Annotated in this window: 15 protein-coding genes; 10 read left to right on the forward strand and 5 right to left on the reverse strand. The window is 72.8% G+C overall.

Annotation, left to right across the window (positions count from 1 at the left end; genetic code table 11):
- Positions 1–186: 186 nt before the first annotated feature.
- The 3 genes from AB0O01_RS35615 (at position 187) to AB0O01_RS35625 (ending at position 2,717) form a co-directional block, all read left to right on the forward strand.
- Complete coding sequence (locus AB0O01_RS35615; protein WP_365320150.1) at positions 187–783, forward strand: DUF5998 family protein; 597 nt, start codon at positions 187–189, stop codon at positions 781–783.
- A complete protein-coding gene (locus AB0O01_RS35620; protein WP_365320152.1) occupies positions 783–1,991 on the forward strand; it encodes a nucleotide pyrophosphatase/phosphodiesterase family protein in 1,209 nt (402 codons plus the stop codon). Before AB0O01_RS35615 ends, AB0O01_RS35620 begins: the two co-directional genes overlap by 1 nt.
- A 78-nt stretch (positions 1,992–2,069) precedes the next feature.
- Positions 2,070–2,717, forward strand: coding sequence for a thymidine kinase (locus tag AB0O01_RS35625; protein WP_365320154.1), 648 nt, complete (start codon positions 2,070–2,072; stop codon positions 2,715–2,717).
- Positions 2,718–2,745: 28 nt separating this feature from the next.
- On the opposite strand, the gene AB0O01_RS35630 is transcribed toward AB0O01_RS35625, so the two are convergent.
- The gene (locus tag AB0O01_RS35630; protein ID WP_365320156.1) at positions 2,746–3,540 is read right to left on the reverse strand and encodes a VOC family protein; all 795 of its coding nucleotides are present in this window, start codon (positions 3,538–3,540) and stop codon (positions 2,746–2,748) included.
- Between the two features lie 577 nt (positions 3,541–4,117).
- On the opposite strand from AB0O01_RS35630, the gene AB0O01_RS35635 reads away from it, so the two are divergent.
- Entirely contained in the window at positions 4,118–4,969 is an 852-nt protein-coding gene (locus AB0O01_RS35635) for a sulfurtransferase (RefSeq protein ID WP_365320158.1), read from the forward strand.
- Between the two features lie 120 nt (positions 4,970–5,089).
- Here AB0O01_RS35635 and sepH read toward each other — a convergent pair whose 3' ends face one another.
- Positions 5,090–6,127, reverse strand: coding sequence for a septation protein SepH (gene sepH, locus AB0O01_RS35640; protein ID WP_365320160.1), 1,038 nt, complete (start codon positions 6,125–6,127; stop codon positions 5,090–5,092).
- A 470-nt stretch (positions 6,128–6,597) separates the two neighbouring features.
- Between sepH and AB0O01_RS35645 the strand changes: the two genes are divergently transcribed.
- Positions 6,598–7,425, forward strand: a complete 828-nt coding sequence (locus AB0O01_RS35645) for a hypothetical protein (RefSeq protein ID WP_365320162.1) — start codon at positions 6,598–6,600, stop codon at positions 7,423–7,425.
- Here AB0O01_RS35645 and AB0O01_RS35650 read toward each other — a convergent pair.
- Entirely contained in the window at positions 7,349–8,668 is a 1,320-nt protein-coding gene (locus tag AB0O01_RS35650; RefSeq protein WP_365320164.1) for a D-arabinono-1,4-lactone oxidase, read from the reverse strand. The two genes, AB0O01_RS35645 and AB0O01_RS35650, sit on opposite strands and share 77 nt — an antisense overlap.
- Positions 8,628–9,866: an MFS transporter gene (locus tag AB0O01_RS35655; RefSeq protein WP_365320166.1), complete on the reverse strand. Its 1,239-nt coding sequence runs from the start codon at positions 9,864–9,866 to the stop codon at positions 8,628–8,630. Before AB0O01_RS35655 ends, AB0O01_RS35650 begins: the two co-directional genes overlap by 41 nt.
- Before the next feature lie 237 nt (positions 9,867–10,103).
- On the opposite strand from AB0O01_RS35655, the gene AB0O01_RS35660 reads away from it, so the two are divergent.
- The gene (locus AB0O01_RS35660; RefSeq protein ID WP_365320168.1) at positions 10,104–11,231 is read left to right on the forward strand and encodes a ferrochelatase; all 1,128 of its coding nucleotides are present in this window, start codon (positions 10,104–10,106) and stop codon (positions 11,229–11,231) included.
- 8 nt (positions 11,232–11,239) lie between these two features.
- Complete coding sequence (locus tag AB0O01_RS35665) at positions 11,240–12,055, forward strand: inositol monophosphatase family protein (protein WP_365320170.1); 816 nt, start codon at positions 11,240–11,242, stop codon at positions 12,053–12,055.
- Positions 12,056–13,113: 1,058 nt separating this feature from the next.
- Here the strand turns inward: AB0O01_RS35665 and AB0O01_RS35670 are convergent.
- Positions 13,114–13,287, reverse strand: coding sequence for a hypothetical protein (locus tag AB0O01_RS35670; protein ID WP_365320172.1), 174 nt, complete (start codon positions 13,285–13,287; stop codon positions 13,114–13,116).
- A gap of 448 nt (positions 13,288–13,735) precedes the next feature.
- Between AB0O01_RS35670 and AB0O01_RS35675 the strand changes: the two genes are divergently transcribed.
- The 3 genes from AB0O01_RS35675 (at position 13,736) to AB0O01_RS35685 (ending at position 16,331) form a co-directional block, all read left to right on the forward strand.
- On the forward strand, positions 13,736–14,389 hold the full coding sequence (locus AB0O01_RS35675) for a response regulator transcription factor (protein WP_069778299.1): 654 nt from the start codon (positions 13,736–13,738) through the stop codon (positions 14,387–14,389).
- A 6-nt stretch (positions 14,390–14,395) separates the two neighbouring features.
- A complete protein-coding gene (locus AB0O01_RS35680) occupies positions 14,396–15,628 on the forward strand; it encodes a HAMP domain-containing sensor histidine kinase (RefSeq protein WP_365320174.1) in 1,233 nt (410 codons plus the stop codon).
- A 406-nt stretch (positions 15,629–16,034) separates the two neighbouring features.
- Positions 16,035–16,331, forward strand: a complete 297-nt coding sequence (locus AB0O01_RS35685) for a DUF4193 domain-containing protein (RefSeq protein ID WP_003993510.1) — start codon at positions 16,035–16,037, stop codon at positions 16,329–16,331.
- Positions 16,332–16,333 lie beyond the last annotated feature (2 nt).

A 16,333-nucleotide genomic window follows, 5' to 3' on the forward strand; every position in this document is an offset into this window, starting at 1 on the left:
CAGAGACCCCGCCCGCCCCCGACACCCACCCCACCCCCAGGACCCCTGAGACCCCTGAGACCCCTCCCGAGCCTCCCCGCGCCCCCCAGAGACCCCACCCCCACAAGACCCACCCCACCCCACCCGTTGTTCGATTGCCCGGCCGTGGTCTTGACTGGGCCGGACCGGCCCGACCCGGGGATTAGGATGGACGGCATGGCCAAGACCAGTACGACGACCCAGGGGCTGCGTGCGGCGATCGAGCGCAGCGGCTACTACCCGGCCCTCGTGGCCGAGGCGGTGGAGGCCGCCGTGGGCGGCGAGCCCATGCGGTCGTACCTGGTCCACCAGGAGACCACGTTCGACCAGAACGAGGTCCGCCGGCATGTCACGGTGCTGGTGCTCACGGACAACCGCTTCATCGTCAGCCACACCGACGAGCAGACCGCCGACAGCACCTCCCCGACCCCCTACGCCACCACCTCCACGGAGTCGGTCAAGCTCGGCCGGATCTCGTCGGTCGTGGTCAGCCGGGTGGTCGCCAATCCGGAGCAGTACCGTCCGGGCACCCTGCCCCGCGAGGTCGTGCTGACCATCGGCTGGGGCGCGGTCTCCCGGCTCGACCTGGAGCCCGCCGCCTGCGGCGACCCGAACTGCGAGGCGGACCACGGCTACACGGGCAGCTCCACCGCCGACGACCTCAGCCTGCGCGTCAGCGAGGCCGGGGACGGCCCGGAGACCGTCCGCGAGGCCCTCACCTTCGCCCAGGCCATCTCCGAGGCGACCGCGGGCATCACCCGCTGATGGCCGCGCCCGTGACCACCGGCGCCGCCGACTGGGACGACCACCCCGAGCCCCTCGCCGTCGGCTCGGCGCCCCGCCCCGCCTACGGCACCGGCTCCCTCGCCGATCTGCTGCCGACCCTGGCGGCGGGTCTGGGCGTACCCGGGACGACCGCCGCGATCAGCGAGCTGACCCCCGTCGACCGGGCCTGCGTTTTCCTGATCGACGGCCTCGGCTGGGAGCAGCTCAAGGCGCACCCCGACGAGGCCCCGTACCTGACCTCGCTGCTCGCCTCCTCGCGCGGCGGCACGGGCACCCCCCTCACCACCGCCTACCCGGCCACCACGGCGACCTCCCTGGCCTCCGTGGGCACCGGTCTGCCCCCGGGCGCCCACGGTCTGCCGGGCTACACGGTGCGCAATCCGGCCACCGGCGAGCTGATGAACCAGCTCCGCTGGCAGCCGTGGACCGAGCCGGCCGTCTGGCAGCCGTACCCCACGGTGTTCGAACGCGCCGACGCCGCCGGTGTGCACACCGCCCAGGTGTCCTCCCCGCTCTTCCAGAACACCCCGCTGACCAAGGTCGCGCTCAGCGGCGGCACCTTCCACGGACGTCTCACCGGCGAGGAGCGCATGGACCTCGCCGCCGAGCAGCTCGCCGCGGGCGACCGCGCGCTGGTCTACACCTACTACGCCGAACTCGACGGCGCGGGCCACCGCCACGGAGTCGACTCCGACCCCTGGCGCGGCCAGCTCATGTACGTCGACCGGCTGGTCCAGCGACTCGCCGAACAACTGCCCCCGCGCGCCGCCCTGTACGTCACGGCGGACCACGGCATGGTCGACGTTCCCTTCGACGAGGACCATCGCATCGACTTCGACCTCGACTGGGAGCTGCGCGCCGGGGTCGCCCTCCTGGGCGGCGAGGGCCGCGCCCGGCACGTGTACGCCCTCCCGGGTGCCGAGACCGATGTCCTGACCTGCTGGCGCGAGGTGCTCGGGGACCGCTTCTGGGTGGCCTCCCGCGACGAGGCCATCGACGCGGGCTGGTTCGGCCCGCAGATCGACGAGCGGGTCTACGCGCGCGTGGGCGACGTTCTCGCCGCCGCGCGGGACGACGTCCTGATCATCGCCTCCGAGCGGGAGCCCAAGGAGTCCGCCATGGTCGGCAACCATGGCTCCCTGACCCCCGCCGAGCAGTTCGTCCCGCTGCTCGAAGTAGGCTCCTGAGGCCCATCGCCCCCGCCCCTCCCCCCTGTCGCTGACCCGACCCGCGCCGCAACACCCCGAAAGGTGCGCACCCACCCCATGCCCGAGCTGGTCTTCTTCTCCGGAACGATGGACTGCGGGAAGTCGACCCTCGCCCTCCAGATAGAGCACAACCGCTCCGCGCGGGGCCTGGAGGGCATGATCTTCACCCGTGACGACCGCGCGGGCGAAGGAAAGCTCTCCTCCCGCCTCGGCCTCGTGACCGACGCGGTGGAGGCACCCGACGGCATGGACCTGTACGCGCATCTGGTCGACCATCTCTCGCACGGGCGGCGCGCCGACTACGTCATCGCGGACGAGGCCCAGTTCCTGGCGCCGGAGCAGATCGACCAGCTCGCGCGCGTGGTGGACGACCTCGGGCTGGACGTCTACGCCTTCGGTATCACCACCGACTTCCGCAGCAAGCTCTTCCCCGGCTCCCAGCGGCTGGTGGAGCTGGCCGACCGGATCGAGGTGCTCCAGGTCGAGGCCCTGTGCTGGTGCGGCGCCCGTGCCACCCACAACGCCCGCACGATCGGCGGCGCGATGGTGGTGGAGGGCGCCCAGGTCGTCGTCGGCGACGTCAATCCGGCGGCCGAGACCGGCTACGAGGTGCTGTGCCGCAGGCACCACCGCCGCCGCATGACGGCCGCGTCCGCCCACGCGGCGGCCCTGTCCCCGGATGTCCTCCCGGTCCCGCCGAACTGACCCGGCACGCCCGCCGCCCGTCCCCGCCTCACCGGACGGACCGCACCAGCGCGAACCGCGCCCCCTCCGGATCCGTCACCAGCGCCACCCGCCCGTGCTCGGCGTCCCGCGCGGGGCTCAGCACCTGCCCGCCCAGCTCGGTCACCCGTTCGAGCGCTGTGTCCGGGTCGTCGACCTCGAAGTACGTCGTCCAGTGCGGCCCCCGGTCCCGGGGCAGCGCGTCCCCCATGCCGAGGACCCCGGCGACCGGCCGCCCGCCGACCCGCAGCGTCACATAGTCGGTGTCCGTCGAGCCCGCTCCCTCCGCCTCGAAACCGAACACCGTCTCGTAGAACTTGGTCACGCCCACCGTGTCGAAGGTCCGCAGTTCGTTCCACGCGGGCGTGCCGGGTACCCCGGAGACCGCCGCGCCCACATGCGCCGCCCCCTGCCAGATCCCGAACACCGCTCCCGCGGGGTCCGACCCGATCGCCATCCGGCCCGCCTCGGCCGCGTCCAGGGGACCCACCCCGATCGTGCCCCCGCACAGCCGTACCGTCTCGGCCGTGGTGTCCGCGTCGTCCGAGGCCAGATACGGCGTCCAGGCGACCGGCAACTGGCGGCCCCGGGGCAGCGTGCCGATGCCCGCCACCTCGCGTCCGTCGAGCAGCGCCCGCACATAGGGGCCGAGTTGCTGCGGGCCCGGACGGAACTCCCAGCCGAACAGCCCCCGGTAGAAGTCCTGGGTCGCCTCCAGCCCGTGCACCATCAGACTCACCCAGCAGGGCGTGCCGGGCGCGTACCGCGCGTGTTCCGCGCCAGCCGAGCCCTGTGCCTCGGTCATCGTCACTCTCTCCTGGCCCTCACCTGGGGCCGCCTCGAATCCGCAGGGAGCCCCCCCGTGTCCGTGCCCGCGCCCGGGGCTCCCGTCCACCCGCGCGGCACCCCGTGCCCATCATCCGGGCCACCGAGATCATTTCACGGCACCCCGTGCCCATCTCCGTACCCCAAGTCCGCCGACGGAACCCCCATGTCCCCACCCAGGAGCCCGGCACGTACGGGGACATCCGCGCCGGAGCCCGTGAAGTGCGCCCACCCGCGCGCGGGAGCCCGCTTCCCGGGCGTGTCACCGGACCCGGAGCAGGCGCGGACTCGACCTCGGAGCAGGCCCGGAGCAGGCCCGGGAGCAGACCCCGAGCCGGTGTGGGAGCAGACTCCGAGCAGGCCCGGAACCGGCCCGGCGCAGATCCACGACCCCGTGCCCCGCCCATGGCACGACCATGCACACGGTCAAGCCTCAGACACCGGCGTCCCGCACCATGGGTGCCCGATTCACCACATCCGGTGACCGGCCTCGCCCGGCGGTGGAGAGTAGTCGGACAGGCACGCTCCGGCCACCCCCGTGCGCAAGGATGGTGGCCATGAACGCCATCATCTCCGCATCCGAACTCGCGAGCGACCTGGCGGGCGCCGAGCCGCCGGTCGTCCTCGATGTCCGCTGGCAGCTCAGCGTGGCCAAGGCGGCCGGTGAACCGCCCTTCGACGGCCGCGCCGAGTACGCCGCGGGCCATGTCCCGGGCGCCGTCTACATCGACCTGGACGAGGAACTGGCCTCGGCGCCCGGCGGGCGGGGCCGGCATCCGCTGCCGGACCTGGCGGCCTTCGGCGCCGCCATGCGCCGCGCCGGTGTCTCGACCGGCACCCCGGTGGTCGTCTACGACGGCGGCCAGGGCTGGGCGGCGGCCCGCGCGTGGTGGCTGCTCGGCTGGACCGGGCACCCGCGGGTGCGGGTTCTCGACGGTGGGCTGCCGGCGTGGGAGGGCCCCTTGTCGACCGACGTCCCCGCGCCCGCCGAGGGCGATTTCCAGCCGGTGCCGGGCGCTTCCGGTCTGCTCGACGCCGACGCGGCGGCGGCCCTGGCCAAGTCCGGTGTGTTGTTCGACGCGCGCGCGGGGGAGCGGTACCGGGGCGACGTCGAGCCGATCGACCGGGTCGGCGGCCACATCCCGGGCGCGGTGTCCGCACCGACGTCCGAGAACGTCGCCGAGGACGGCCGCTTCCTGCCCGCCGGCAAGCTGGCGGAGCGCTTCCGCGCCCTGGGCGCGGACGGCGGCGCCGAGGTCGGCGTGTACTGCGGTTCGGGCGTCTCCGGCGCCCATGAGGTCCTCGCGCTCGCGGTCGCCGGTATCCCGGCCGCGCTGTACGTCGGTTCCTGGTCGGAGTGGTCCTCGGACCCGGACCGCCCGGTGGCGGTGGGCCCGGACCCCCGGTAACGGCGGATCCGCACCCCACGACACGCCGAAGGGCCCGCGTCCACCCAAGGACACGGGCCCTCACACCGCTGTGATTGCGCACCGGGAGCGGCGCTCTGCGCCTGCTGCCCCCGCCTACCGCTACTCCTGCTTCTTGCGCCGCGTCCCGAACACGATCTCGTCCCAGCTCGGGACGGCCGCCCGGCGGCCGGGGCGGACGCCGTCGGCCTCGGCCTGGCGGTCGGTCGCGCCGACCAGCCGGTCGCGGTGGCTGCCCACCGAGCGTGGCATGAGGACATCGGCGTAGGCGGACCCGGCCGACGCGGCGGGCGCCGGGGGCTCTTCGGGCTCCGGCTGGACGGCGGGCTCCTCGGGCGCGGGATCGGACGGCCGCTCGGGGACCACCAGATCGCCGCGGAAGCTGGGTACGGCCTCCAGCAGGCTGGTCAGGGAGTCCCGTTCGGCGACCGGCTCGTCCAGGGGCTCGGGGACGGGTACCGGGGGCAGGCTCGGGCGCTCCCGGTCGGCGGACCGGTCCAGCGGGCGGTCCCGCGGCAGCCGCGCGATGCGGGGCACGAACGGGAAGCTGGGCTCGGGGGTGCCGAGGTCGTCGGACTCGCCGATCAGCGCGCGGGCCTCGTCGTCGACGGCCTGGACCAGGCGGCGCGGCGGATCGTAGGTCCAGCTCGCCGCGTGGGGCTCGCCCGCGACCCGGTAGACCAGCAGCACCTCCCAGGTGCCGTCGTCCCGGCGCCAGGAGTCCCACTGGACGGTGTCCTTCTCGGCGCCGCGCAGCACCAGTCGCTCCTGCACGGCCTCGCCGAGGGGCGGCCCGGAGTTCTCCCCGGGGCGGCGGACGGGGGTCTTGCGGGCGCGCTCGGCCATGAAGGCGCGCTCGGCCAGTACGGGACCCTCGAAGCGCCGGACGCGGTCGACGGGGATGCCTGCCATCTGCGCGACCTCTTCCGCGGTCGCGCCGGCCCGTATACGCGCCTGGATGTCGCGGGGGCGGAGGTGGCTCTCGACCTCGATCTCGATCTGGCCGAGACGGGGGCGGTCGCCGCGCACGGCGGCCCGCAGCCGCTCGTCGATCGGAAGGGTGTACTCCGTTGCGTCGGCAGCCTTGAGGATCAGCCGTGTGCCGTCATTGGAGACGGCCACGACACGCAGTTCGGGCATGGGGACCTCCCGGGTGGTGCCTGCCGACGTCACCTGCGTCGCTGCTTCCGCTAGTCGAGTGTGGCCTGCCCGGGTGCAGCCTGCCACAACCTTGCCGAGTTGCCCGGCGTGTCGGGCACGGGCCCTGGGCCGCCGTTATGGCACGGTTACCTATTCGCAACGCTAAGTGACTAACTCCGTCACCCTGTGCAACAAGCCCCCTCCCGGCGGTTCTTCCCGGTCCCGGACACCCCGAAGGGAGGCCGGGCCCAGGGCTCGCAACAGTACTCCATTTGGACCATGTGCGCGGGTGGGCACGCCGCTCAACTTCCCGCAAGGGGTGCCGCGTCCCGGTGGTGCGGCGGTTGTGGTGATCATGAAAGTGGCGAACTTCACGGAAACCCCGGAAGCGGAACTATCCGTTTTGCCGGGTCGTCCCCCACTCGTACAACTGACCGACCAGGTACGGGAAAGGCAGGCAAGATCCAGGAATGCGTGAAAGGCCCGAAGTCGTGCAGGAACCGGACAGCGGGGAGGGCGTGAGGAAGAGGCGCCTCGACCTCAGCGTGCCCCAGGTCGCGGGCAGCGCCATCGCCGCGGTGCTCGCCGCGAAACTCGCCTCGTCCTTCGGTGTCTACGGCACCATCCTGGGCGCCGGTCTGGTCAGTGTCGTCGCCACCTGCGGGGGCTCGGTCTTCCAGCACTTCTTCACCCGCACCGGCGAACAGTTCGGGGACGCGGCGCCGACCGCGCCCCCCGCCCCCGTGCCGGACCCCCCGCGCCGGGAACCCCCGGCACCCGGCGCGTTCACCGAGGGAACCGTCTACCGGGCGCGGGCCCGCGCCCGGCGCACCTGGAAGCGCCCGCTCCTCGCGGCGGCCCTGGTCTTCGGCGTCACCATGGCCGGGATCACCGCCTACGAGATGACCTCCGGCGAGAACTTCAGCGGCGGAGGCGGCACCACGGTCGGCGACGCCTTCACCGGCGGAACCACGTCCTCCACCGACCCCGGCGATCCCGCCCCGGGCGACGACTCCGGTACGACCACCCCCGCGCCCGGTACGAGCGGCGACCCCGCCGCCCCCGACGACGGCACCCCCGCCCCCACGCCGAGCGCCCCGGAGAACGGCCCCGGCACGAGCCCGCCGCCCGGCTCGGGCGCGCCGGACGGCACGGAGAGCCCCGGCGGCACCCCCGGCAGCGGAACGGGCACCCCCGACCCCACCGCCCCCAGTGCGCCCGCTACGCCCCCAGCACCCTCCGCAGATGGTCGTTCTGGAACCGGCGCTCCGGGTCGAGGCGGTCCCGCAACGCCGTGAACTCTCTGAACCGGGGATAGACGCCCGCGAGGTACTCCGCGTCACGGGTGTGGATCTTGCCCCAGTGCGGGCGCCCCTCATGGGCGGTGAAGATCCGCTCCGCGGCGGTGAAGTACGCCTGATAGGGCGTCCCCCGGAACATGTGGACCGCGACATAGGCGCTGTCCCGGCCGGACGCGGTCGACAGGGTGATGTCGTCGGCCGGGGCGGTGCGCACCTCCACAGGGAAGCTCACCCGCAGCCCGGAGCGGTCCACCAACCGCTTCAGCTCGCCCAGGACATCGACCACCGCCGCGCGCGGAACCGCGTACTCCATCTCCACGAAACGGACGCGGCGGGGGGAGGTGTAGACCTTGTAGGGGATGTCGGTGTAGCTGCGGGCGGAGAGGGCCCTGCTGGACACCTTGGCGATGGCCGGCACCGTCGGGGGCACCGCGCGGCCGACCCACTGGGCGGCCTGGAAGACGCCGTTGGAGAGGAACTCGTCCTCGAACCAGCCCGCGAGGCGGCCAACCGGCTGCCCGGGGCCGGCGCTGCGGTTGTTGCGCTTGGTGTTGGTGCTGGTGGTGTGCGGGAACCAGTAGAACTCGAAGTGCTCGTTCTCGGCCCACAACTGGTCGAACTCGCCGAGCACGCGCGTGAGGGGCATCGGTTCCTCGCGCGCGGTGAGCAGGAAGATCGGCTCCACGGCGAAGGTGATCGCGGTGACCACGCCCAGGGCGCCGAGCCCGATCCGCGCGGCGGCGAAGACATCGGCGTTCTCCCGGACCGAGCAGGTCAGGACGGAGCCGTCGGCCGTGACCAGCTCCAGGGCGGTGATCTGGGCGGCCATGGAGGCCGACTCGCGGCCGGTGCCATGGGTGCCGGTGCCCGTGGCGCCGGAGACCGTCTGCTCCATGATGTCGCCCATGTTGGTCAGCGACAGACCCTCGCGGGCCAGGGCCAGGTTGAGTCTCTTGAGCGGTGTACCGGCCTCCACCGTGACCGTCCCGGCCGCACGGTCAATGCTGCGGATACCGGTCAACAGTTGAGGGCGGATCAACACACCCTCGGTGGCCGCTATCGCGGTGAAGGAGTGGCCGCTGCCGGCCGCCTTCACCGTCAGCCCGTCCTCGGCCGCCGCCCGCACCGCGGCGACCAGTTCCTCGACCGAGGCAGGGGTGACCTCCCGCGCGGGACGGGCGACCACATTGCCGCCCCAGTTACGCCACGTGCCGCTCCTGCGGCTCGTTGTGCTGCTCAACGGACCCTCCCCGACCCGGAGCCGGCCGCTTGAGCCGGCGGTAACCGAGGAAACCGACCGCGACCGCGACGGCCCCGGCCACCGCCGGAACCACGTACCCGGCGCGCGCCCCGGAGGTGTCGATCACCCAGCCGCCCGCGGAGGCACCGAGGGCGACGCCCACCGCCAGTCCCGTACTGGTCCAGGTCATGCCCTCGGTGAGCTGCGCGCGTGGTACGTGCTGCTCGATGAGGGACATCGTCGTGATCATCGTCGGAGCGATGGACAGACCCGCGAGGAACAGCGCCACGGCCAGAAACGGCAGGTTCCCGACCAGTAGGAGGGGGATCATACTCACGGCCATCCCGCAGACGCCCAGCAGCCAGCGGGGTTCCGGTGCGCCCTTGAAGTGCACCAGGCCGAAGGCGATGCCCGCCAGGCACGAGCCGGCCGCGTACACCGCGAGGACCAGGCTGGCCGCCGCCTTGTGGCCCTGCTCCTCGGCGAAGGCCACGGTGACCACGTCCACCGCGCCGAAGATCGTGCCGGTCGCCACGAAGGCCGTCACCAGCACCTGGAGGCCGGGGGAGCGCAGCGCCGACCGCCCGGTGTGCTGCTCCCGCGGGTGCGGCACCGGCTCGGTGGCCTTCTGCGAGGTCAGCCAGAACACGCCCACCGCGAGGAAGCAGGCGGCCAGCAGCGGCCCGGCCTCCGGGAACCAGGCAGTGGACAGCCCGATGGAGATGATCGGCCCGAAGATGAAGCACACCTCGTCGATCACCGACTCGAACGAGTACGCGGTGTGCAACTGGGGCGTCCCCCGGTACAGGACCGCCCAGCGGGCCCGGACCATCGCGCCCACGCTCGGCACGCAGCCGATACCGACACAGGCCACGAACAGCACCCAGTCCGGCCAGGTGAAGTGCGCCGCGAGCAGCAGCAGGGCCGCCGCCGCCAGCGCCACCAGCGTGGCCGGGCGCAGCACCCGGCGCTGCCCGTGCCGGTCCACCAGCCGGGAGACCTGGGGGCCCGCCACCGCCGCGGACAGCGCGATGGTCGCCGACAGCGCGCCCGCGAGCCCGTAGCGCCCGGTGAGCTGCGACACCATGGTCACCACGCCGATGCCCATCATCGACAGCGGCATCCGGCCGAGGAACCCGGCCGCGGCGAACGCCTTGGTGCCGGGGACGGCGAACAGGGCGCGGTAGGGGCTGGGCACGTGCGTCTCCGGCGGTTCGGTGGGGCTGGGTGGCCGACAGGGCCGAGCGCCGGACCGGCCGGGGGCGGCTCCGCCGCGGCCGGTCCGGCACCTCTCGGCGGTCAGGCGCATAGATGGCCGATACAGCTTACGAGTGAGCCGACCCTAATGCACCCCTGCCGACGTCCACGCACCGCACCCCGCCACTCCGCCCCGCCGGTGCCCCGGCTGTCAGTGGCGGGTGGCAGGATCGACGGCATGCCAGACGTGCTCGATGCCGCCCCGTACGACGCCCTGCTCCTGCTCTCCTTCGGCGGCCCCGAAGGACCGGACGACGTGGTTCCGTTCCTGGAGAACGTGACCCGCGGGCGCGGCATCCCCACAGAACGCCTCAAGGAAGTCGGGCAGCACTACTTCCTGTTCGGCGGCGTCAGCCCCATCAACGAGCAGAATCGCGCCCTGCTCGACGCCCTCCGCAAGGACTTCGCCGACCACGGCCTGGACCTGCCCGTCTACTGGGGCAACCGCAACTGGGCGCCCTACCTGACCGACACCCTGCGCGACCTGGTCCGCGACGGCCGCCGCCGCGTCCTGGTCCTCACCACCAGCGCCTACACCTCGTACTCGGGCTGCCGCCAGTACCGGGAGAACCTGGCCGACGCCCTGGAGACCCTCCGCGCCGAGGGACTCGACCTCCCCGCGGTCGACAAGCTCCGCCAGTACTTCAACCACCCCGGCTTCGTCGAGCCCATGACCGACGGTGTGCTCGCCGCCCTGGCCGACCTCCCCGCCGAGGTCCGCGACCGGGTCCACCTCGCCTTCTCCACCCACTCCATCCCGGATACCGCGGCCGACACCTCCGGCCCGGTGGAGGGCCACGGCGACGGCGGCGCCTATGTCGCCCAGCACCTGGACGTGGCCCGGGTGATCGCCGACGCCGTCCGCGAGCGCACCGGCGTCGACCGCCCCTGGCGGCTCGTCTACCAGTCCCGCTCCGGCGCCCCGCACATCCCCTGGCTGGAGCCCGACATCTGCGACCACCTGGAGGACCTGCACAAGGCGGGTGCCCCGGCCGTCGTCGTCGCCCCCATCGGCTTCGTCTCCGACCACATGGAGGTCCTCTACGACCTCGACACCGAGGCCAAGGACAAGGCGGCCGAACTGGGCCTGCCCTACCGCCGCTCCGCCACCGTCGGGGACGACCCCCGCTTCGCCGCCGCCATCCGCGACCTGGTCCTCGAACGCGCCCGCACCGAGCGCGGCGAGCCGGTCACCCGCTGCGCCCTGGGTGCCCTCGGCGCCGCCCACGACCTCTGTCCCGTCGGCTGCTGCCCCGCCCGCACCCCGCGTCCCGCCGCCGCGGGCGCCGACAGCCCCTACGCGTGAGGACCCCCGTGACGGATCCCCTGCACACCGAGCTGCTCACCCTCGCCCGGCGGGCCGCCGCCCGCGCGGGTGCCCTGCTGCGTGACGGCCGCCCCGCGGACCTGGCCGTCGCCGCCACCAAGTCCAGCCCGATCGACGTGGTGACCGAGATGGACATCGCCGCGGAGAAGCTGATCACCGGCCTGATCTCCGAGGCCCGCCCCGACGACGGCTTCCTCGGCGAGGAGGGCACCTCCACCGCTGGTACCAGTGGCATCCGCTGGATCATCGACCCCCTCGACGGCACGGTCAACTACCTCTACGGCCTGCCCACCTGGTCGGTCTCCATCGCCGCCGAGCAGGACGGCGAGACGGTCGCCGGGGTCGTCGCCGTCCCGATGCGCGGTGAGACCTTCCACGCCGTGCGCGGCGCGGGCGCCCATGCCACGGGCGCCTGGGAGGGCGAGCGCCGCCTCGCCTGCCGCCCGGCTCCGCCGCTGGACCAGGCCCTGGTCTCCACGGGCTTCAACTACGTGGCCGAGGTCCGCGCCCACCAGGCCGAGGTCGCCGCCCGGCTCATCCCCCTGCTGCGGGACATCCGCCGGGGCGGCTCGGCCGCCGTCGACCTCTGCGACCTGGCCTGCGGTCGGCTCGACGGCTACTACGAGCGCGGCCTCAACGCGTGGGACGTGGCCGCGGGTGACCTGATCGCCCGGGAGGCGGGCGCCCTGACCGGTGGACGCCCCGGAGAGCGCCCCGCACGCGACCTGACGGTGGCAGGCACACCGGGCGTCTTCGAGCCCCTCCAACGCCTGCTGGAGGACTTCGGGGCGTGGCACGACTGAGGGGTTGTCCGGCACGACCGGGCGCCGAGCTGCTGGGCGCGGCGTGGCGTCCCGCGGGGCGGGGCGACGGGACCGACGCCGATCTGTCCGGCGCGGCGCAGCCGGGCAGCCCTGGCGCGGGTGACGGGGCACCGAGTACGGCCCGGGCGGAGCCACCGGGCACGCCTCACGCGGGCTCGCCCGGAACGACCGGACGAGATGGGGCCGCCTGGAGCGGCTGAGGCGAAGCCGTCCGGCACGACGCACACCGCCCTGCCCGGCACGACCGGCGACGAGCCGCAGGGCATCGCGTCGGGCCGAGCGGGGTAGCTCGACCGCCTCCGGGCAGCCCGCCGGGCCGGGCCGGGCAACTCGACCGACGCCAGGTCGGGTGACCGGCCGACAGGACTCGGGCCGGGCGACCTTGCGCGGCTGATACCGGACCGCCGACCCGCACGGGTTCAGACCGAGTCGCCCGGCATGCGTCACACCGGGTCACCAGGTGAACCCGGCACCGTGCCGTCCGGCGCGACTGAACGGACCACCTCGCACGCCTCACACCGGCCGGGATCGGCGCCTCACCCGCCGCAGACCGAGCGCCCGGCACGACGCCCGCCGACCCGCTCGGCTCCACAGACGCCGGCCCACCCGAGCGGGTTGAACCGAGCCACCCCGCGCGACGCACACCGGGACCGCCCCACGCCTCGCGCCGAACCCACTGCCACGCAAGAACCGACCGTCCCGCCCGCCCCGGGCTCAGCCCCCGCATGCCCCCCACAGGACCACCCGGCGCGCCGCACCGAGCTGCCTCGCACGACCGGCACCGGCACAGGCGGCCCGCCTCGCACGCTTCACCCCGTGTCACCCGCCGCGCCCGACACCGGGCTGCCCGCGCCGCTGGACCGAGCCACCCGGCACGACTCCCACCGAGCCACCCGGCACGCCGCCCCACGCCAAGCCCTCCACCCTCACCCCCACACCGGACGCCCCGGGCCCCCTCCCGAATCACCCCACGACAAAGCCCCCGGCCCTGGACCGCCGGGGGCTTCCTCGTGCTGCTCTCTCCTCGATCTCGCCGGTCAGACGCTGGTCGCGCCGACCTCCACACCATGCTCGGCGGCGAGGCGGCGCAGGTCGTCGAGCTCGCTCTGCTCGACCTCGACGAGGAAGTCGTCGCCCTCGTCCTGCGCCCGCGTCAGGTCGGACTCGGTAGCCCTTATGCGCTGCAAAAGCCCTGCGGTGAATGCGTCCATGCTGCGCCCCCTCGTCCTGGGTCGTGGGTCGGTGGCACGGGGGTGTGCCGATCGGAAGGGGCGATCACGCCGATGCGGGTGCCCGGCGCTGCCGTGCCGGGCGGCGACGGTGCCGGACACCCACGCCCACTCTGCGGCAAGCGGATCGCGGAGCACCGACGGATACGACGGTGCGTGCAGAGCGTGATCGCGGGGTGTAAAGCCGTCCTCCCCCCGCTCCCTTCCGCGGAAACCTCAACCGGAACAGAAAATCCGGCATTCCCCGGGCCCGGCGGAGATCCTTCCGTCGCGGTGCCCGATCACGCCAGAGGCCCCCGTGGGACGGCCGTGACACCGGCTTACCGCCGACTTACGACCGAAAAGGGCAGGATGGAGGTCAACACTCCCCAGCGACCCCTGCCCGGCCGCGCCCTCGCGCAGCCGGGCGGACACAGGAAGGACTAGCGACGTGCGCGTACTCGTCGTCGAGGACGAGCAACTGCTCGCCGATGCGGTGGCCACCGGACTGCGCCGGGAGGCCATGGCCGTCGACGTCGTGTACGACGGTGCGGCTGCCCTGGAGCGCATCGGCGTCAACGACTACGACGTGGTCGTCCTCGACCGCGACCTGCCTCTGGTGCACGGCGACGACGTCTGCCGCAAGATCGTCGAGCTGGGCATGCCCACCCGCGTGCTGATGCTGACGGCGTCCGGCGATGTCAGCGACCGGGTGGAGGGCCTGGAGATCGGCGCCGACGACTACCTCCCCAAGCCGTTCGCCTTCAGCGAGCTGATCGCGCGCGTGCGCGCGCTGGGCCGGCGTACCAGCGTGCCGCTGCCGCCCGTCCTGGAGCGGGCCGGCATCAAGCTGGACCCCAACCGCCGCGAGGTCTTCCGGGACGGCCGGGAGATCCAGCTCGCGCCGAAGGAGTTCGCGGTGCTGGAGGTGCTGATGCGCAGCGAGGGGGCGGTGGTCTCGGCGGAGCAGTTGCTGGAAAAGGCCTGGGACGAGAACACGGACCCCTTCACCAATGTGGTCCGCGTCACAGTGATGACCCTGCGCCGCAAGCTGGGCGAGCCCCCCGTGATCGTGACCGTGCCCGGCTCCGGATACCGGATCTGATCCAGCGTGGCCGCCACACCCGCGCCTCCCCAGGCGCCCCCGAAACCCACCTGGGACCCCCGCAGGCCGGTGCCGCCCGTGCCCTGGCTGCGCCCCACCATCCGGATACGGCTCACGCTGCTGTACGGGGGGATGTTCCTGATCGCCGGCATCCTGTTGCTGTCGATCATCTACCTGCTGGCCGCGCAGGCGCTCAATGTGGGCAGTGAGCTGCCCTTCCGGATCGTCGAGGGCAAGATCTCCAGCGGGATCTGCAACTTCCCGGAGTCGGGCCAGGCGAGCGAGTTCAACGACGCCATGAACGCCTGCGTCAACCAGCAGCGTCAGCACGCCCTGGACAATCTGCTCAGCCGCTCCCTGCTGGCCCTGCTCGGCCTCGCCGTGATCGCCTTCGCCTTCGGCTACGCGATGGCCGGCCGGGTCCTCTCGCCGCTCGGCCGGATCACCCGCACCGCCCGCGCGGTCGCCGGTTCGGACCTGTCCCGGCGGATCGAGCTGGACGGCCCGGACGACGAGCTGAAGGAGCTGTCGGACACCTTCGACGACATGCTGGAGCGCCTCCAGCGCGCCTTCACGGCCCAGCAGCGCTTCGTCGGCAACGCCTCCCACGAGCTGCGCACGCCCCTGGCGATCAACCGCACGCTCCTGGAGGTCCATCTCTCCGACCCCCACGCCCCGGTCGAGCTCCAGCAGCTCGGCAAGACCCTGCTGGCCACCAACGAGCGCAGCGAGCAGCTCGTGGAGGGCCTGCTGCTGCTCGCCCGCAGCGACAACCAGATCGTCGAGCGCAAGCCCGTGGACATCGCCGAGGTGGCCGGGCAGGCCATCGACCAGGTGCACGCCGAGGCGGAGGCCAAGGGCGTGGCGATCCGCGGCACGCGGGAGGCGGCGGTGGTTCAGGGCAACGGCGTCCTGCTGGAGCGGATCGCGCTGAACCTCGTACAGAACGCCGTCCGGTACAACATTCCGGACGGGGGCTGGGTCGAGGTGACCACGGGGATGCAGCACGGGCACGCGGTGCTGGTGGTCGCGAACTCCGGGCCGGTGGTGCCGGCGTACGAGATCGACAATCTCTTCGAGCCGTTCCGGCGGCTGCGGACCGAGCGCACGGGCAGCGACAAGGGCGTGGGCCTCGGCCTCTCCATCGCCCGGTCGGTGGCGCGGGCGCACGGCGGGCACATCGCCGCGCAGCCCCGTGAAGGGGGTGGGCTGGTGATGAGAGTGACCCTGCCCGTCTGAGATCATGACGGGCCTGAGTGATGACACACGCGGGGTTGTTCGCTTTGCGCTGAATTTTTGAGCCGCGAGCGGAGTAGACCATTGTGTGATCGATCACAGGGGCGAATTTCCGGCCATATACTCTCCGTAATTGTTTCGGCCAAGGCTAGGCCGGGAAAGTCCTGGTTTTCCAGGGGCTTGATCACGGGAAGTACACGGTGGGACGCCTTTGGAGTGCACTACGCGGACCGTGTACGGTCCCCATCGCCATCCCAGCCGATCACTCTTGAGGAGTCCGGTTGGGTGTCGATTGAGTAACAGACCTTGATGTGAGGCAAAATCTCCGCCTCGGGTCGGGCACAAGTCCGGCCTCTCACGCGTTACGTGCGCTGGAGACACCGCAGACACCCGGAGGGGGAGAGCGAACATGGCAACCGATTACGACACCCCACGCAAGACCGACGACGACGTCGACTCGGACAGCCTCGAAGAGCTGAAGGCCCGGCGGAACGACAAGTCCGCCTCGGCCGTCGACGTCGATGAGTTCGAGGCCGCGGAGGGCCTGGAGCTGCCCGGAGCAGACCTCTCCAATGAGGAGCTGGCCGTCCGGGTGCTGCCCAAGCAGCAGGACGAGTTCACCTGCATGAGCTGCTTCCTGGTCCACCACCGCAGCCAACTGGCCCGCGAGAAGAACGGCCAGCCGATCTGCCGCGACTGCGACTGAGG

It is taken from the genome of Streptomyces sp. NPDC093252, assembly GCF_040683675.1.
Classification (GTDB): Bacteria; Actinomycetota; Actinomycetes; order Streptomycetales; family Streptomycetaceae; genus Streptomyces.